This window comes from Pseudomonas sp. 2957 (genome assembly GCF_031456345.1).
GTDB classification, from domain to species: Bacteria; Pseudomonadota; Gammaproteobacteria; order Pseudomonadales; family Pseudomonadaceae; genus Aquipseudomonas; species Aquipseudomonas siliginis.
Genome location: NZ_JAVDUL010000004.1, coordinates 503501 through 519332, shown reverse-complemented (window position 1 = coordinate 519332; position 15832 = coordinate 503501). Strand labels below are relative to the sequence as shown.

At 60.9% G+C, this 15832-nt stretch carries 15 protein-coding genes; 4 read left to right on the top strand and 11 right to left on the bottom strand.

Annotation, left to right across the window (positions count from 1 at the left end; all coding sequences use genetic code 11):
- Positions 1-59: 59 nt before the first annotated feature.
- Positions 60-509, top strand: a complete 450-nt coding sequence (gene cadR / locus J2Y39_RS17025) for a Cd(II)/Pb(II)-responsive transcriptional regulator (protein WP_016772685.1) — start codon at positions 60-62, stop codon at positions 507-509.
- Positions 510-634: 125 nt separating this feature from the next.
- Here the strand turns inward: cadR and J2Y39_RS17020 are convergent, their stop codons facing one another.
- The 3 genes from J2Y39_RS17020 to J2Y39_RS17010 form a co-directional block, all read right to left on the bottom strand.
- Complete coding sequence (locus tag J2Y39_RS17020) at positions 635-1606, bottom strand: thymidylate synthase (RefSeq protein WP_236167733.1); 972 nt, start codon at positions 1604-1606, stop codon at positions 635-637.
- Entirely contained in the window at positions 1603-2472 is an 870-nt protein-coding gene (gene lgt, locus J2Y39_RS17015; RefSeq protein ID WP_310218855.1) for a prolipoprotein diacylglyceryl transferase, read from the bottom strand. The genes J2Y39_RS17020 and lgt overlap by 4 nt, the downstream gene beginning before the upstream one ends.
- A gap of 79 nt (positions 2473-2551) precedes the next feature.
- A complete protein-coding gene (locus J2Y39_RS17010) occupies positions 2552-3334 on the bottom strand; it encodes a sulfite exporter TauE/SafE family protein (protein ID WP_016772682.1) in 783 nt (260 codons plus the stop codon).
- Between the two features lie 130 nt (positions 3335-3464).
- Between J2Y39_RS17010 and J2Y39_RS17005 the strand changes: the two genes are divergently transcribed.
- A complete protein-coding gene (locus J2Y39_RS17005; RefSeq protein ID WP_310218853.1) occupies positions 3465-4211 on the top strand; it encodes an NRDE family protein in 747 nt (248 codons plus the stop codon).
- A gap of 325 nt (positions 4212-4536) precedes the next feature.
- Here the strand turns inward: J2Y39_RS17005 and ptsP are convergent, their stop codons facing one another.
- Positions 4537-6816: a phosphoenolpyruvate--protein phosphotransferase gene (ptsP, locus tag J2Y39_RS17000; RefSeq protein ID WP_041476855.1), complete on the bottom strand. Its 2280-nt coding sequence runs from the start codon at positions 6814-6816 to the stop codon at positions 4537-4539.
- A 22-nt stretch (positions 6817-6838) separates the two neighbouring features.
- On the bottom strand, positions 6839-7318 hold the full coding sequence (locus tag J2Y39_RS16995; protein ID WP_003229203.1) for an RNA pyrophosphohydrolase: 480 nt from the start codon (positions 7316-7318) through the stop codon (positions 6839-6841).
- A 143-nt stretch (positions 7319-7461) separates the two neighbouring features.
- Between J2Y39_RS16995 and J2Y39_RS16990 the strand changes: the two genes are divergently transcribed.
- Positions 7462-8118, top strand: coding sequence for an HAD family phosphatase (locus tag J2Y39_RS16990; RefSeq protein ID WP_150742961.1), 657 nt, complete (start codon positions 7462-7464; stop codon positions 8116-8118).
- A gap of 105 nt (positions 8119-8223) precedes the next feature.
- On the opposite strand, the gene J2Y39_RS16985 is transcribed toward J2Y39_RS16990, so the two are convergent.
- Positions 8224-8637 (bottom strand): DUF2269 family protein, encoded by a 414-nt coding sequence (locus J2Y39_RS16985; protein WP_076564472.1) that lies wholly within the window; start codon positions 8635-8637, stop codon positions 8224-8226.
- Positions 8638-8678: 41 nt separating this feature from the next.
- Positions 8679-10193: a threonine ammonia-lyase, biosynthetic gene (gene ilvA, locus J2Y39_RS16980; protein ID WP_016772678.1), complete on the bottom strand. Its 1515-nt coding sequence runs from the start codon at positions 10191-10193 to the stop codon at positions 8679-8681.
- Between the two features lie 317 nt (positions 10194-10510).
- Between ilvA and rpiA the strand changes: the two genes are divergently transcribed.
- Positions 10511-11185: a ribose-5-phosphate isomerase RpiA gene (rpiA, locus tag J2Y39_RS16975; protein ID WP_007913886.1), complete on the top strand. Its 675-nt coding sequence runs from the start codon at positions 10511-10513 to the stop codon at positions 11183-11185.
- 142 nt (positions 11186-11327) lie between these two features.
- Here rpiA and J2Y39_RS16970 read toward each other — a convergent pair whose 3' ends face one another.
- From J2Y39_RS16970 to J2Y39_RS16955, 4 genes are all read right to left on the bottom strand, one after another.
- The gene (locus J2Y39_RS16970) at positions 11328-12245 is read right to left on the bottom strand and encodes an SdiA-regulated domain-containing protein (protein WP_056786260.1); all 918 of its coding nucleotides are present in this window, start codon (positions 12243-12245) and stop codon (positions 11328-11330) included.
- A gap of 183 nt (positions 12246-12428) precedes the next feature.
- Positions 12429-13352, bottom strand: coding sequence for an SdiA-regulated domain-containing protein (locus J2Y39_RS16965; RefSeq protein WP_310218848.1), 924 nt, complete (start codon positions 13350-13352; stop codon positions 12429-12431).
- A gap of 298 nt (positions 13353-13650) precedes the next feature.
- Complete coding sequence (locus J2Y39_RS16960) at positions 13651-14316, bottom strand: fumarylacetoacetate hydrolase family protein (protein WP_310218846.1); 666 nt, start codon at positions 14314-14316, stop codon at positions 13651-13653.
- Between the two features lie 41 nt (positions 14317-14357).
- Positions 14358-15752 (bottom strand): FAD-binding oxidoreductase, encoded by a 1395-nt coding sequence (locus J2Y39_RS16955; RefSeq protein ID WP_024014706.1) that lies wholly within the window; start codon positions 15750-15752, stop codon positions 14358-14360.
- Positions 15753-15832: the final 80 nt, after the last annotated feature.

Here is a 15832-nt window from a genome sequence, read left to right as displayed (position 1 = left end):
TGCCAAGTAAAGACCCTGTAGCCACTATAGGGTCAAGCACCCTTTTGGAGATGGCGGTCATGAAGATCGGCGAACTGGCGAAACTCACCGACTGTGCGGTTGAAACCATCCGCTACTACGAGCGCGAAAACCTCCTGCCGGAACCGGCGCGCAGCGACGGCAACTATCGCGTCTACACCCAAGCCCACGCCGAGCGCCTGACCTTCATCCGCAACTGCCGCACCCTCGACATGACCCTCGAAGAAATCCGCAGCCTGCTCGCCCTGCGCGACAGCCCGCAGGATCAGTGCGAGAGCGTCAATGCGCTGATCGACGAACATATTCAGCATGTGAAGGCGCGGATTGATGGCTTGCTGGCCTTGCAGACACAACTGCTCGACCTGCGCCAACGCTGTGGCGAAGGGCCGGAGGCGGATCAATGCGGGATCTTGCAGCGGCTGGAAGTGAGTGGCGGGGTTGTCGCAACCGAAGTTGAGCATTCCCACGTCGGCCGTAGCCACGGCCACTAAGCACACCGCAAAAACAAATGTGGGAGCGAGCCTGCTCGCGAAAGCGGTGTATCAGTCGACACATCTGTGACTGACACGCCCTCTTCGCGAGCAGGCTCGCTCCCACAGGGATATTGCGGTGTGGTTTAGACCGCCATCGGCGCGGTCATCGGCGGATGGTGCTCATAGCCTTCCAGCGAGAAATCACCCGGTTCCACCAGTTCCAGCCATTCCGGCTGATATACACCAGTCTTGGCAAACTCCGGCACGCGGTCGGAGATCTTCAGTTTCGGCATGGCAAACGGCTCGCGCTTGAGCTGTTCGTTGAGCATGTCCAGGTGGTTTTCGTAGACGTGCGCATCGCCGATGAAATAGGTGAACCAGCGCGGCGTGTAGCCGGTCAGGCGACCGATCAGGCTCAGCAGCGCGGCGCCCTCGGTGAGGTTGAACGGCGTGCCCAGGCCCAGATCATTGGAGCGGATGTAGAGGGTCAGAGAAATCTCTTTGGTCTCGACATTCGGGTGGAACTGGTACAGCAGGTGGCATGGCGGCAGGGCCATTTCATCGAGCTGGGCGACGTTCCAGCCGTGGAACAGGATGCGGCGGCTGCCCGGATCGTTGATGATCGTGTCGACGCACTGGCGCACCTGATCGATCGCCTTGTACAGCACGACGTAGGCCTGGCCGTCTTCTTCGCCCTGAGCGATCTGCTTGTAGCCGTTGCTCAGGGTCTGTTCGATGGCGGCGGTATTGCTCAGCGGGATCTGCTTGTACGCCGGCCACTTGCGCCATTGCACGCCGTAGATTTCACCGAGGTCGTCGTCGCCCTGACGGAACGGGTTGGCCAGCCACTGCGCGTTTTCGTTGGCGTTCTGGTCCCAGACCTTGCAGCCCAGCGCGCGGAATTCAGCGGCGTTGTTCACGCCACGCAGAAAGCCGCACATCTCGCCGATGGCCGATTTGAAGGCCATTTTGCGCGTGGTGATCGCCGGGAAGCCTTCCTGCAGATCGAAACGCAGCATCGCCCCCGGGAAACTGATGGTGTTGATGCCGGTGCGGTTGGCCTGTTTGGTGCCGTTCTGAATGACGTGCGAGACCAGTTCGAGATATTGCTTCATGAGTTACCTGTGTCCTTGGAGCCCCGGCGTCGCGCGCCGGGGTTCGTAGTTTCAGCCGTCGGCGCGAGCGGCGCTGCCGGGGCGCGACGATAGGCCAGCCAGATCAGCAACAGCCCGCCGACAATCATCGGCACGCAGAGCACCTGGCCCATGGTCAGCCAGTTCCACGCCAAGTAGCCGAGCTGAGCATCCGGGACGCGGACGAACTCGACGATGAAACGGAAGATGCCGTAGAACAGCGCGAACATGCCGGAGACCGCCATGGTCGGACGCGGTTTGCGCGAGAAGATCCACAGGATCAGGAACAGCGCCACGCCTTCGAGGGCGAACTGATACAGCTGCGACGGGTGGCGCGGCAACTGCGCCGGATCGCTGAACGGCGGGAACACCATTGCCCACGGCACGTCGGTGGCCTTGCCCCACAACTCGGCGTTGATGAAGTTGCCGATGCGCCCGGCGCCCAGGCCGATCGGCACCATCGGCGCGACGAAGTCCATCAGCTGGAAGAACGACTTGCCATTGCGCTTGCCGAACCACAAGGCCGCGAGCATCACGCCGATGAATCCGCCGTGGAACGACATGCCGCCCTTCCACACTTCGAAAATCAGCGTCGGGTTGGCCAGGTACGCGCTCAGATCATAGAACAGCACGTAACCCAGACGGCCGCCGACGATCACGCCCATCGATAGCCAGAACACCAGATCGGAGAGTTTCTCCTTGGTCCAGGTCGGGTCGAAGCGGTTGAGCCGGCGCGACGCCAACAGCCACGCGCCGCCGATGCCGATCAGGTACATCAGACCGTACCAGTGGATTTTCAGCGGACCGATGGCCAGGGCCACCGGGTCGATCTGCGGGTAAGGCAGCATTGCGACTCCTTGTTAGAGTTGAAAGCAAAATTCCCGGGTGACGCTGCCACCTCAGGATTAAGCCAGGATTGCCACGCGGTCAGAGCAGAAAGCTCAAACCCACGCAGAACAGCAAAGCGGCGAACAGCCTTTTCAGCAAGCGCGGCGACAACCTGTGCGCCAGACGCGCGCCGAGCCGAGCGAAGACCATGCTGGTCAGGGCGATGCCCAACAATGCCGGCAGATAAACAAAACCGAGACTATGGGCCGGCAACAACGGATCGTGCCACCCCAGAATCATGAAACTTGCTGCACTGGCCAGAGCGATCGGCAGGCCACAGGCCGATGAGGTCGCCACGGCCTGCTGCATCGGCACGCTGCGCCAGGTCAGAAACGGCACGGTCAGCGAGCCGCCGCCAATACCGAAAATCGCCGAGGCCCAGCCAATCACCGTACCGGCAGCGGTCAGACCGAGTTTGCCCGGTACCGTTCGGCTGGCCTTGGGTTTGACGTCCAGCGCCAGTTGCACGGCGATCACCAGGGCAAATACGCCGATGATCTTTTGCAGGTTCGGCCCGGAGATGGCTTCGGCGGTCAGCGCACCGAAACCGGCACCGAGCAGGATACCCACGGTCATCCAGCGAAAAATCGCCCAGCGCACCGCGCCACGGCGGTGATGTTCACGCACGGCGTTGACCGAGGTGAATATGATCGTCGCCAGCGACGTGCCCACCGCCAGGTGCGTAAGAATCGACTGATCGAAGCCCTGCAAAGTGAAGCTGAACACCAGCACCGGGACGATGATGATCCCGCCGCCAACGCCAAACAGCCCGGCGAGCACGCCCGCACAGGCGCCGAGCGCCAGGTAGAGCAGAAATTCCATGACCGTCTCCAGCACGCATCGGCAAAACAGGAGCGGCATGTTAACGGATGCGCAGCCTTCTGCTCCACTGGCGATGGATGCACGGACGCCGGATGCGTAGAGTGGGCAAAAAACACACAAGGACCACCTTATGTGCCTGATTGTTTTCGCCTGGCGCCCGGGCCATGCCCAGCCGCTGATCGTCGCGGCCAACCGCGACGAGTTCTACGCCCGCCCCAGCCTGCCATTGGCACCTTGGCCCGAGGCGTCACAGGTGCATGCCGGGCGCGATCTTGAAGCCGGCGGCACGTGGCTGGGGATCGGCAGCAACGGACGCTTCGCCGCGCTGACCAATATCCGCGATCCGCAACAGCCGCCCGCGACCAAATCCCGGGGCGAGCTGGTGGCGCGGTTTCTTGCGGGCGATCTGTCGATTGATGATTATTTGAGCGATGTGGTGGGTCGTGCCGCCGAATATGCCGGGTTCAATCTGCTGCTGGGCAATGCCCATGAGTTGTGGCACTTCAATGCGCGGGCGTCAGAGCCGGTGATGTTGCAGCCGGGGGTTTATGGTTTATCCAACGCGGGGCTGGATACGCCCTGGCCGAAACTGCTCAAGGCCAGGGCGGCGTTGAGCGCGGTGCTGGATGATCCGCAGTCTGAGCGCTTGTTGACCTTGCTCAGCGATGCACAGACCGCACCCGAGGCGGAGTTGCCGGATACCGGGGTAGGCATGGCGACGGAGTCGTTGTTGTCGAGCGTGTTTATTGCCAGCCAGAGTTACGGGACGCGGGCGAGTACAGCGTTGGTTGTACAGGCGGACGGCACGCGGCGGATGGTAGAGCGCAGTTTTGGGCCGTATGGCGGGCATCTCGGGGAAGTTGAGGTTTGTGTCTAACAGCAGCCCCTCACCCCAGCCCTCTCCCGGAGGGAGAGGGGGCGGACCGAGGTGTCTTGCGGTATACATCGACCTGAGAGATCGAGTCGATTATGGATTCAGCAAAGCACTTACAGGTCGACGGAGTTCTGCAGCATCCCCCAATCAGTCGCCTCTCCCTCTGGGAGAGGGGGCCGACCGAGGTGTCTTGCGGTATACATCGACCTGAAAGATCGAGTCGATTATGGATTCAGCAAAGCACTTACAGGTCGACGGAGTTCTGCAGCATCCCCCAATCAGTCCCCTCTCCCTCTGGGAGAGGGCTAGGGTGAGGGGCTTTTGATCTTTAGAGAGCCTTGGTCACCACCGGCGAATTCATCTTCGCCAACCCGAGATTCTTCAGTGCCAGTTGCAGCGAGCTGTGGATAACCTGCGGGTTATCGATCTTCATCAGTTCCGCCAGCATCTCCTGCGCCTTGCTCAGGTTCACCTGACGCAACATCCACTTCACCTTCGGCAGGTTGGTGGCGTTCATCGACAGGCTGTCGAAGCCCATCGCCATCAACAGCACCGCCGCCGCTGGATCCCCGGCCATCTCGCCGCAGATGCTCACCGGCTTGCCTTCGGCGTGGGCGTCAGTGACCACGGTTTGCAGGGCTTGCAGCACCGCCGGGTGCAGATAGTCGTAGAGGTCGGCGACGCGCGGGTTGTTGCGGTCTACCGCCAGCAGGTACTGGGTCAGGTCGTTGGAGCCGACCGAAAGGAAATCGACCATCCGCGCCAGCTCCTTGGTCTGGTACACCGCTGCAGGGATCTCGATCATCACGCCGATCGGCGGCATCGGCACATCGGTACCTTCGTCGCGCACTTCGCCCCAGGCGCGGTGGATCAGGTGCAGGGCTTCTTCGAGTTCGTGGGTGCCGGAGATCATCGGCAGCAGAATCCGCAGGTTGTTCAGGCCTTCGCTGGCCTTGAGCATCGCGCGCGTCTGCACCAGGAAGATTTCCGGGTGGTCGAGGGTGACGCGGATACCGCGCCAGCCGAGGAACGGGTTGTCTTCCTTGATCGGGAAGTACGACAGCGATTTGTCACCGCCGATGTCGAGGCTGCGCATGGTCACCGGTTGCGGGTGGAACGCGGCGAGCTGTTCGCGGTAAATCGCCAGCTGTTCCTTCTCGCTCGGGAAGCGCTGGTTGATCATGAACGGCACTTCGGTGCGGTACAGGCCGACCCCTTCGGCGCCACGCTTCTGCGCCCGCGCCACATCGGCGAGCAGGCCGGTGTTGACCCACAGCGGCATGCGGTGACCATCGAGGGTCACGCACGGCAGGTCGCGCAGGGTGTCGAGGCCCAGCGCCAGTTGTTTCTCTTCCTCGACGACTTCGGCGAACTGCTTGCGCAGCACTTCGCTCGGGTTGGTGTAGACCTCGCCACGGGTGCCGTCGACGATCATTTCGATGCCGTCGACCTTGGCGTACGGCAGATCGACCAGGCCCATCACCGTCGGAATGCCCATGGCTCGGGCGAGAATCGCGACGTGAGAGTTACCCGAACCGAGTACCGAAACCAGACCGACCAGCGTGCCTTCCGGCACCTCGCCGAGCATCGCCGGCGTCAGCTCTTCGCTGACCAGAATGGTTTTTTCCGGGTAGACCAGATTCTGCTGGCGCTCTTCCTGCAGATAGGCGAGCAAGCGGCGGCCAAGGTCTTTGACGTCCGAAGCACGCTCGCGCAGGTAGGCGTCGTCCATCAGTTCGAAACGGTTGACGTGCTCAGTGACCACCTGACGCAGCGCGCCCTGAGCCCACTGCCCCGTTTTGATCACCGTGGTGATTTCGCTGCCCAGCGAGGCATCGTCGAGCATCATCAGGTAGACGTCGAACAACGCGCGCTCTTCCGGGCGCAGTTGGGTCGCGAGTTTGGCGGACAAGGCGCGCATGTCGGCGCGCACGCCTTCGATGGCAGTCTTGAACAGCGCCAGCTCAGCGTCGATGTCGGTGATGGTCTTGTCCGGCACCACGTCCAGGTCCGCCGGCGGCAGCATGACCACGGCGGTACCGACGGCAGCACCCGGCGAACCCGGTACGCCGACGAACTTGGCTTCCTGAATGCCCTTGCCCTGCCGGCCCAGACCACGGATCGAACCGGTGGCCTCGGCGTGGGCGATTACACCAGCAAGCTGCGCGCTCATGGTCACGAGGAAGGCTTCTTCACCTTCGTCGAACTGGCGGCGTTCTTTCTGCTGGATGACCAACACGCCGACGACGCGGCGGTGGTGAATGATCGGTGCACCGAGGAACGAGGCGTAACGCTCTTCACCGGTTTCGGCGAAGTAGCGATAACGCGGGTGAACCGACGCGTTTTCCAGGTTCAGGGGTTCTTCACGCGTGCCGACCAGACCGACCAGACCCTCGTTGGGGGCCATGCTGACCTTGCCGATCGAGCGCTTGTTCAAGCCCTCGGTGGCCATCAGGACGAAGCGATTGGTTTCCGGATCAAGCAGGTAGACCGAGCAGACCTGGCTGCCCATGGCCTCTTTGACGCGCAACACAATAATCCCCAACGCCGCCTTGAGATCCTTGGCGGAGTTAACTTCCTGGACGATCTTGCGCAGCGTATTGAGCATGGCTCGGGGTCGAACTCCGTCGTCAGTCGCGCGCTAAAAGGCGCGGGGCAAGCTCTTTGAGAGCGCGTCGATACACCTCGCGCTTGAATGTCACCACCTGGCCCAACGGATACCAATAGCTGACCCAGCGCCAGCCATCGAACTCCGGTTTACCGGTCAGATCCATCCGCACCCGCTGCTCGTTGGAGATCAGGCGCAGGAGGAACCATTTCTGTTTCTGGCCGATGCACAGCGGTTGGCTGTGGGTACGCACCAGGCGTTGCGGCAAACGATAGCGCAACCAGCCCCGGGTACAGGCCAGTATTTCAACATCTTCACGTTCCAGGCCAACTTCTTCGTTCAGCTCGCGGTACAAGGCGTCTTCCGGCGTCTCCTCGGGGTTGATCCCCCCTTGCGGAAACTGCCAGGCGTCCTGATTGATACGGCGAGCCCATAGCACCTGGCCGGCGTCATTCGTCAGAATGATCCCGACATTGGGGCGGAAACCATCGGGGTCGATCACGGCAACAACCTCGCAAACGCATGTCGCCGCATTGTTCCACAAAGCTTGATCAGGCGGCAACGAAGGTTCCTACCTTATGTGCACTCTTGTGAAAAGACCGTATTCTTGTCGCCTTTTTACTGACTTTTCAGCGGGTAACTGCAATGCGCCTGGCTTTATTCGATTTGGACAACACCCTACTGGGCGGCGACAGCGATCACGCTTGGGGCGATTATCTGTGCGAGCGCGGCTTCCTCGACCCGATCGCCTACAAGGCGCGCAACGACGAGTTCTATCAGGATTACCTGGCCGGCAAGCTGGACAACGCCGCCTACCTGAACTTCTGCCTGGAAATTCTCGGCCGCACGGAAATGGCCGTGCTTGAGCAATGGCACAGCGATTACATGCGCGACTGCATCGAGCCGATCGTGCTGCCCAAGGCACTGGAGCTGCTGAAGAAGCACCGCGATGCCGGCGACAAACTAGTGATCATCACCGCCACCAACCGTTTCGTGACGGCACCGATCGCCGTGCGCCTGGGCGTGGAAACCCTGATTGCCACCGAATGCGAAATGATCGACGGCCGCTACAGCGGGCGCAGCACCGACATCCCGTGCTTCCGCGAAGGCAAGGTCACGCGCCTCAATCGCTGGCTGGAAGAGACCGGCTATTCGCTTGAGGACAGCTATTTCTATAGCGATTCGATGAATGATCTGCCGCTGCTGGAGCAGGTGACGAATCCGGTGGCGGTGGACCCGGATCCGAATCTGCGGGCCGAGGCCGAGAAGCGTGGCTGGCCGGTGATTTCGTTGCGCGACTGATATCGCCTTCGCGAGCAGGCTCGCTCCCACATTGGACCTGTGTCATTCACAAATCCCCTGTGGGAGCGAGCCTGCTCGCGAATGGCCGCAACCGGGCCTCAAGCCTTAAACCGGCTTGGCCCCCATCAACGCCGCGATGGCGACAAATCCGACGCCGCTGACAATCGCCAGCGCCAGATTGAACTTGCGATTGCCCACCCCGCTTGTCCACAGCCGATCCAGCCGGACCAGCAGCCAGACCGCACTGAACGTGGCCACGGCGTAGATCACGCTGGATCCCAGAATCCACAATTGGCCCAACGGCCAGCCCACCAGGTGCACCAGCCACCAGCCGGTGAAAGGCATGCTGAGCATGCCGATCAGCATCAGACACCAGATGAACAGCCAGGGACGGCGCATCGTACTGGCCGGCCCTTCGCTGCGATTTCGCCAGGTCAGGGCGGCGAGCCCCAGCCCGCTCGCGAGGATGACCACGGTCGCAGCGACGTGGAGGACTTTCAGGGTGGTCAGGGTTTCCATGTCGTTCTCTTCCGTAGATCCATGCCCATCAGCGTAGCCGCTTAGCCAAGAAACAGCTGATAGGCCGGGTTGTCGCTTTCATCCCAATACGGGTAGCCGATTTCCGCCAGTGCCGCCGGCACCAGATGACGTTCGTCATGGGGCACTTGCAGGCCGGCGACCACGCGGCCGTCCGCTGCGCCGTGGTTGCGGTAGTGGAACATCGAGATATTCCAGCGCCCGCCGAGCTTGTTGAGGAAGTTGAACAAGGCGCCCGGACGCTCCGGGAATTCGAAACGCAGCACCACTTCATCGACCACCTGCGCGGCGCGGCCACCGACCATGTGGCGAATGTGCAGCTTGGCCAGCTCGTTGTCGGTCAGGTCGAGCACCGGAAACCCCTGTTCGGTCAGGCTCGCCAGCAGGGCGCTGCGCGGATCGTTGTCCGGGTGGGTCTGTACGCCGACGAAGATGTGCGCTTCGCTGCCGGTGTTGTAGCGGTAGTTGAATTCAGTGATCTGGCGCTTGCCGATGGCTTCGCAGAACGCCTTGAAGCTGCCGGCTTTTTCCGGAATGGTCACGGCGATGATCGCCTCGCGCCCTTCGCCCAGTTCGGCGCGTTCGGCGACGTGGCGCAGGCGGTCGAAGTTGACGTTGGCACCGGAGTCGATGGCGACGAAAGTCTGGCCGCTGACGCCACGCTGCTCAACATACTTCTTGATCCCGGCCACGCCCAGCGCGCCGGCAGGCTCGGTGATCGAGCGGGTATCGTCGTAGATATCCTTGATTGCTGCGCAGATCTCGTCGGTGCTGACAGTAATCACTTCATCGACGTAATCCTTGCAGATTTCGAAGGTGTACTGGCCGATCTGCGCCACCGCCACGCCGTCGGCGAAAATGCCCACGGTCGGCAGAACCACGCGCTCGCCCGCTGCCATTGCCGCTTGCAGGCAGTTGGAATCGTCCGGCTCGACGCCAATTACCTTGATGTCCGGACGCAGGTATTTCACGTAAGCCGCGATACCGGCGATCAGCCCGCCCCCGCCGACCGGGACGAAAATCGCATCCAGCGGTTGCGGGTGCTGACGCAGGATTTCCATCGCCACGGTGCCCTGCCCGGCAATGGTGTGCGGATCGTCGTACGGGTGGATGTAGACGTAGCCTTTTTCATCGACCAGTTTCAGCGAATAGGCCAGCGCTTCCGGAAACGAGTCACCGTGCAGCACCACTTTGCCGCCGCGCGAACGCACGCCTTCGACTTTGATTTCCGGGGTGGTCTTGGGCATGACGATGGTGGCTTTGACGCCCAACACTTTCGCCGCCAGAGCCAGACCCTGCGCATGATTGCCCGCCGACGCGGTGACCACGCCACGAGCGCGCTCTTCGTCGCTCAATTGCGTCAGCTTGTTGTAGGCGCCGCGAATCTTGAACGAGAACACTGGCTGCAAGTCTTCGCGCTTGAGCCAGATGTCATTGCCCAGCCGCTCGGAGAGCTGGCGGGCGTTCTGCAGCGGGGTTTCTACGGCAACGTCATAAACGCGCGAGGTGAGGATCTTTTTGACGTACTGTTCGAGCATCGGAAAGCATCACTGGCGATTGGGCGGGACCAGCGAGTCTAACCCGCCTTTTGCCGAGGCGACCACACTAAACAGGTGGTTTTAAGGTCTGGAAACCCAATCTTGAGTGAGCACCGTTGTGGTGAGGGGATTTATCCCCGCTGGAGTGCGAAGCGCTCCCCTGCTTTTTTTCAGTCACACCGCGTTCCTGGGTTTTACGACGACTGCGTCGCCGAACGGGGATAAATCCCCTCGCCACAGCTTGTTTCCCCCTGTACCACCGCGAGGCCTATAATGCCGGCCTTTCTGCCCAACCCTTGCCCGCTTCCGGAGCCCGCATGACCCAGGATCAACTCAAACAGGCCGTGGCCCAGGCCGCCGTCGACTTCATCCTGCCGAAACTCGACGACAAGAGCATCGTCGGCGTCGGCACCGGCTCCACCGCCAACTGCTTCATCGATGCCCTGGCCCAGCACAAGGGCGCGTTCGATGGCGCGGTCGCCAGCTCCGAAGCCACTGCCGCGCGCCTCAAGGGCCATGGGATTCCGGTATATGAGCTGAATACCGTCAGCGATCTGGAGTTCTACGTCGACGGCGCCGATGAGAGCGATGCGCACCTGAACCTGATCAAGGGCGGCGGCGCCGCCCTGACCCGCGAGAAGATTGTCGCCGCCGTGGCCAAGACCTTCATCTGCATCGCCGACGCCAGCAAACTGGTGCCGGTGCTCGGCGAGTTCCCGCTGCCGGTGGAAGTCATCCCGATGGCCCGCAGCCACGTAGCCCGCCAACTGGTGAAACTCGGTGGCGACCCGGTCTACCGCGAAGGCGTGCTGACCGACAATGGCAATATCATCCTCGACGTGTTCAACCTGCAGATCACCAACCCGGTGGAGCTGGAAGCGCAGATCAATGCCATCGTCGGCGTGGTCACCAACGGCCTGTTCGCCGCGCGTCCGGCGGATCTGTTGTTGCTGGGCACCAGTGAAGGCGTGAAAACCCTCAAGGCTGAGTAACAGACTGCCCACTTGCCATGGGCTGATAAGTAACCTGTGGGAGCGAGCCTGCTCGCGAAAGCGTCGGGTCAGTCAACATATTCAGAGACTGATCAACCGCCTTCGCGAGCAGGCTCGCTCCCACAGTGTTTTGTGATGTCAGTTAGTTTGGTGTGGGTTTTTTGAAGACGTAAAACAGATTCGGCTCGCTCACCAGGTACAACGTGCCGTCATCATCCATTGCAATTCCCTCCGCCTGCGGCACGGTTTTCTGCAAACCCTGGCGCCCGCCGCTGATCGACATGGTGCTCAACGGGCGCCCGTCGACATCCAGTTCGATGATCAAGCGCGACTCGTCCGACAGCGCCAGCAAGTGCCCGCTGCGCTCGTCGTACTGCAGACTCGACAGATCACGCACAAACATTCCGGCATCGCGCTTGGGGTTGTTGATCACGTGCACCGCGTAGGTCTTGTCCGGTTTGAAATGCGGGAAGCCGTGGACTTCGTAGATCAGCATCGGGTCGCGTTCTTTCGCCACGAATAGCCGCTTGCCCACAGAATCATAAGCAAGCCCTTCGAAACCCTTGTTGCCGGACATGTGCACGCCAAGGGTCATTTGCTCGGCATCCTCGGCATCGAGAAAAGTGGTGTCGGCCTCGAGGTGGATCTTGATCAGGCGTTGCTGACGCTCGTCGGTGATCACGTAGGTGTCGGCACTGATGTACTCGACGGCTTCCGGATCGCCAAACCCCACCAGAGCGATGCGCCGCAGAATCTTGCCTTCCAGGGACAATTCGACCAGTTCGGAATTCTTGTTGGTCACGGTGAACAGGCTTTTACGCACCGGATCGTAGGTCAGCGCCGAGACGTCATCGTCGAGCCCCTCGATCGGCCGCGCCTCGATCGTCACCCGATACTGGTCGAGCCCGATCGCCTCGCTGCTCACCGGTTGCCACAGCGTGTGCAGGTTGAACCAGGCGCGCTCGAACAGACGCAGGTATTGGCCGATCGCGATCAACGCAATCAGGACAATCATCAACAGGACGAGAATCAGCGGTTTGGGGCGGGCAAGTCGACGCATTCAGGCAGGCTCGGATTCATGACAGGCCGATGAAATATCACGCCCGTCTGAATTGAAGCTTAATGGCCACTTGCCTCAGATCACAAGCCAAGCGCCGTAGGAGCTGCCGAAGGCTGCGATTTTTTGACTTTCATAAGCAAGATCAAAAGATCGCAGCCTGCGGCAGCTCCTACAGGGAAGGCATCACCGGTGTTTTTCGAATCGGTAGAACAGGTTCGGTTCGCTGACCATGTACAGCGTGCCGTCCGCATCCATGGTCATGCCTTCGGCGCGGGGAATGGTGTCTTTCAGACCGTTGAAATTCCCAAGCAACGTCATGAAGCTGACTTGCTTGCCATCCTCGTCGAGTTCAAGCAACAGGTGTGAATCCGCCGACAGCACCAGCAGATGGCCAGTGCGCGGATCGACAGCCAGCGCCGACAGGTTGCGCAGATCCAGCTGATCGCTGGCCAGCTTCTGCTTGTCGCCCTCCAGGGTCTGGCCGCCATCGCTTTTCCAGGTGAACAGCGCCGGTGGGCGTTCCTCCCCCAGAATCAATCGCTGATTGCGCGGATCCCACGTGATGGCCTCAAACGCCTTGTTCTGATCTTTCGACGGCCCGAGGTCGTATTTGGGGAAATCGGCGATGTTCAGCTCACGAGTCGCGGCGTCGATCTTGACGATCGACAAGGTATGCTCACGCTCATCGACAATGGCCAGCAAGCCGTTTTCCATGACCGTCAGGCCTTCCGGATTGCTCCAGCCCACCAACGGCATCTTGCGCAACACGTCGCCCTCAAGCGTCAGCTCGACCAGGAAGGCATTCTTGCCCATCACCGCGAACAGGGTCTTGGTCTGCGGGTTATAGGCCAGATCCGAAGCTTCGTCCTTTTCCATACCCGGCAGCGGTTTGGCATCGATCACCACCTGATAATCCGGCAGCCACACACTCTCCTTTTGCTCGGCCTTGCTCTCGAAGCGCTCCAGCACCCACAGCACGCCGCGATCATCCCAATGCATGGCGAACGCCAGCCCATAGGCTGCGGCGATGACCAGCAACAGCCAGACATACCAGCGCAGGAAAAAACGCGAACGGAGGGAGGGTTTCTGCTGAGTTCGAGATGCCATCGAGGGATGCGTTCCGTTAATTCAGGCCAAGGGTAATAGCACAAAGAGGCCGGCTGAGACGCCAGAATCGCGGGAATTATCCAGAGAGGATGTGAAAAAAACGGGAAATGGCGGGATTGGCGTGTGCATTTGCCAGCAGCAACACATTACAGATATGGAATGGCCCTTGTGGCGAGGGGATTTATCCCCGTTGGACTGCGCAGCAGGCCCCTCTTTAAGATCAAGAGGGACCCGCTTCGCGCGCCACCGGGGTAAATCCCCTCACCACAAAGCTCACCCCCTGCAAGGGCTTCCGCGGTTAGCGCACGCTGCTGCTGAAGCTGCTCGCCCCCGGCAGCTCGAGGACGATTTCATCGCCGACGTTCAGCGGGCCGACGCCCACTGGCGTACCCGTAAGGATCACGTCGCCGGCCTGCAGCGAGAAGCAGCCGGCCATGTGCTGGATCATCGGCACGATCGGGTTGAGCATCGCGCTGCTGTTGCCGTCCTGACGCACTTCGCCGTTGATGGTCAGGCGGATGCCGATGTCGGTCAGGTCAGCGAAGGTGCTGCCGACCACGAACGGCGCGATCACCGCCGCGCCGTCGAACGACTTGGCGATTTCCCACGGCAGGCCCTTGGCTTTCAGCTCGGCTTGCTTGTCGCGCAGGGTCAGGTCCAGCGCCGGGGCGAAACCGGAGATCGCATCAAGGACTTCTTCACGGCTTGGTTTGGTCGACAGCGGCTTGCCGATCAACACGGCGATTTCCGCTTCGTAGTGCACTGAACCACGCTCGGTCGGAATGCTGAACCCGCCTTCCAGCGGCACCACGCAACTGCCCGGCTTGAGGAACAGCAGCGGCTCGGTCGGCACCGGGTTATCCAGTTCCTTGGCGTGTTCGGCGTAATTGCGGCCAATGCACACGACTTTCCCGATCGGGAAGTGAATGCGCGTGCCGTCGACGTACTGGTGCTGATAGCTCATTTACCGACTCCTGCCTTTATTGATTCAACAGAGATTACCGATCAAACCGGGAAAATCTTGCCCGGGTTCATGATGCCGTTCGGGTCGAACACTGCCTTGACCGCTTTCATGTACTCGATCTCGGCCGGCGAGCGGCTGTAGGTCAGGTAATCACGCTTGGTCATGCCCACGCCGTGCTCGGCCGAGATCGAGCCGTTGTACTTCTCGACGGTTTCGAACACCCACTTGTTGACGGTGGCGCACTTGGCAAAGAACTCGTCCTTGCTCAGGTTTTCCGGCTTGAGAATGTTCAGGTGCAGATTGCCGTCGCCGATGTGGCCGAACCAGACGATTTCGAAATCCGGGTAGTGCTCGCCAACGATCGCGTCGATTTCGCGCAGGAACGCCGGCACTTTCGAGACGGTAACCGAGATGTCGTTCTTGTACGGCGTCCAGTGGGAGATGGTTTCGGAGATGTACTCGCGCAGCTTCCACAGATTGTGCAGCTGGGTTTCGCTCTGGCTCATCACGCCGTCGAGCACCCAGCCCTGTTCTACGCAGTGTTCGAAGGTTTCCAGCGCGCTGTTGGCCACTTCTTCGGTGGTCGCTTCGAATTCCAGCAGGGCGTAGAACGGGCACTCGGTGTCGAATGGCGCCGGCACGTCGCCACGGCCCATGACCTTGGCCAGGGCCTTGTCGGAGAAGAATTCGAACGCCGTCAGGTCGAGTTTGCCCTGGAAGGCATGCAGCACCGGCATGATCGAATCGAAATCGGCGGTGCCGAGGACCATCGCCGTGAGGTTTTTCGGCGCGCGATCAAGGCGCATGGTCGCTTCGACGACGAAACCGAGGGTGCCCTCGGCGCCGATGAACAGCTGACGCAAGTCGTAACCGGTGGCGTTCTTGATCAGGTCCTTGTTCAGTTCGAGCACATCGCCCTTGCCGGTGACGACTTTCATGCCGGCCACCCAGTTGCGGGTCATGCCGTAGCGAATCACTTTGATCCCGCCGGCATTGGTGCCGATATTGCCGCCAATCTGGCTGGAACCTGCCGAGGCGAAGTCGACCGGATAGTACAGGCCGTTTTCTTCGGCGACGTTCTGCAGATGCTCAGTGACCACGCCCGGTTGGCACACGGCAGTGCGGTCGGTGAGGTTGACGTCGAGAATCTGGTTCATGTAATCGAACGAAACCACCACTTCGCCATTGGCCGCCACCGCAGCGGCGGACAACCCGGTGCGCCCGCCGGATGGCACCAGCGCAACCTTGTGAGTGTTGGCCCAACGCACCACGGCCTGCACTTGCTCGATGGTCTTGGGAAACACGATGGCGCTCGGTGCCGGGGCGAAGTGCTTGGTCCAATCCTTGCCGTAAGTGTTCAGGGAGTCGGCGTCGGTGAGGACTTTGCCAGGCTCAACCAGGGTCTTCAGTTCATCAATCAGCGCAGGATTGGTCATCGACAGAACTCTCGAACAATTCATGGTCATCCTGAGAACGCTTCACGTCGCAGGAATGAGTGTTTAGCGGGGTGGCTATG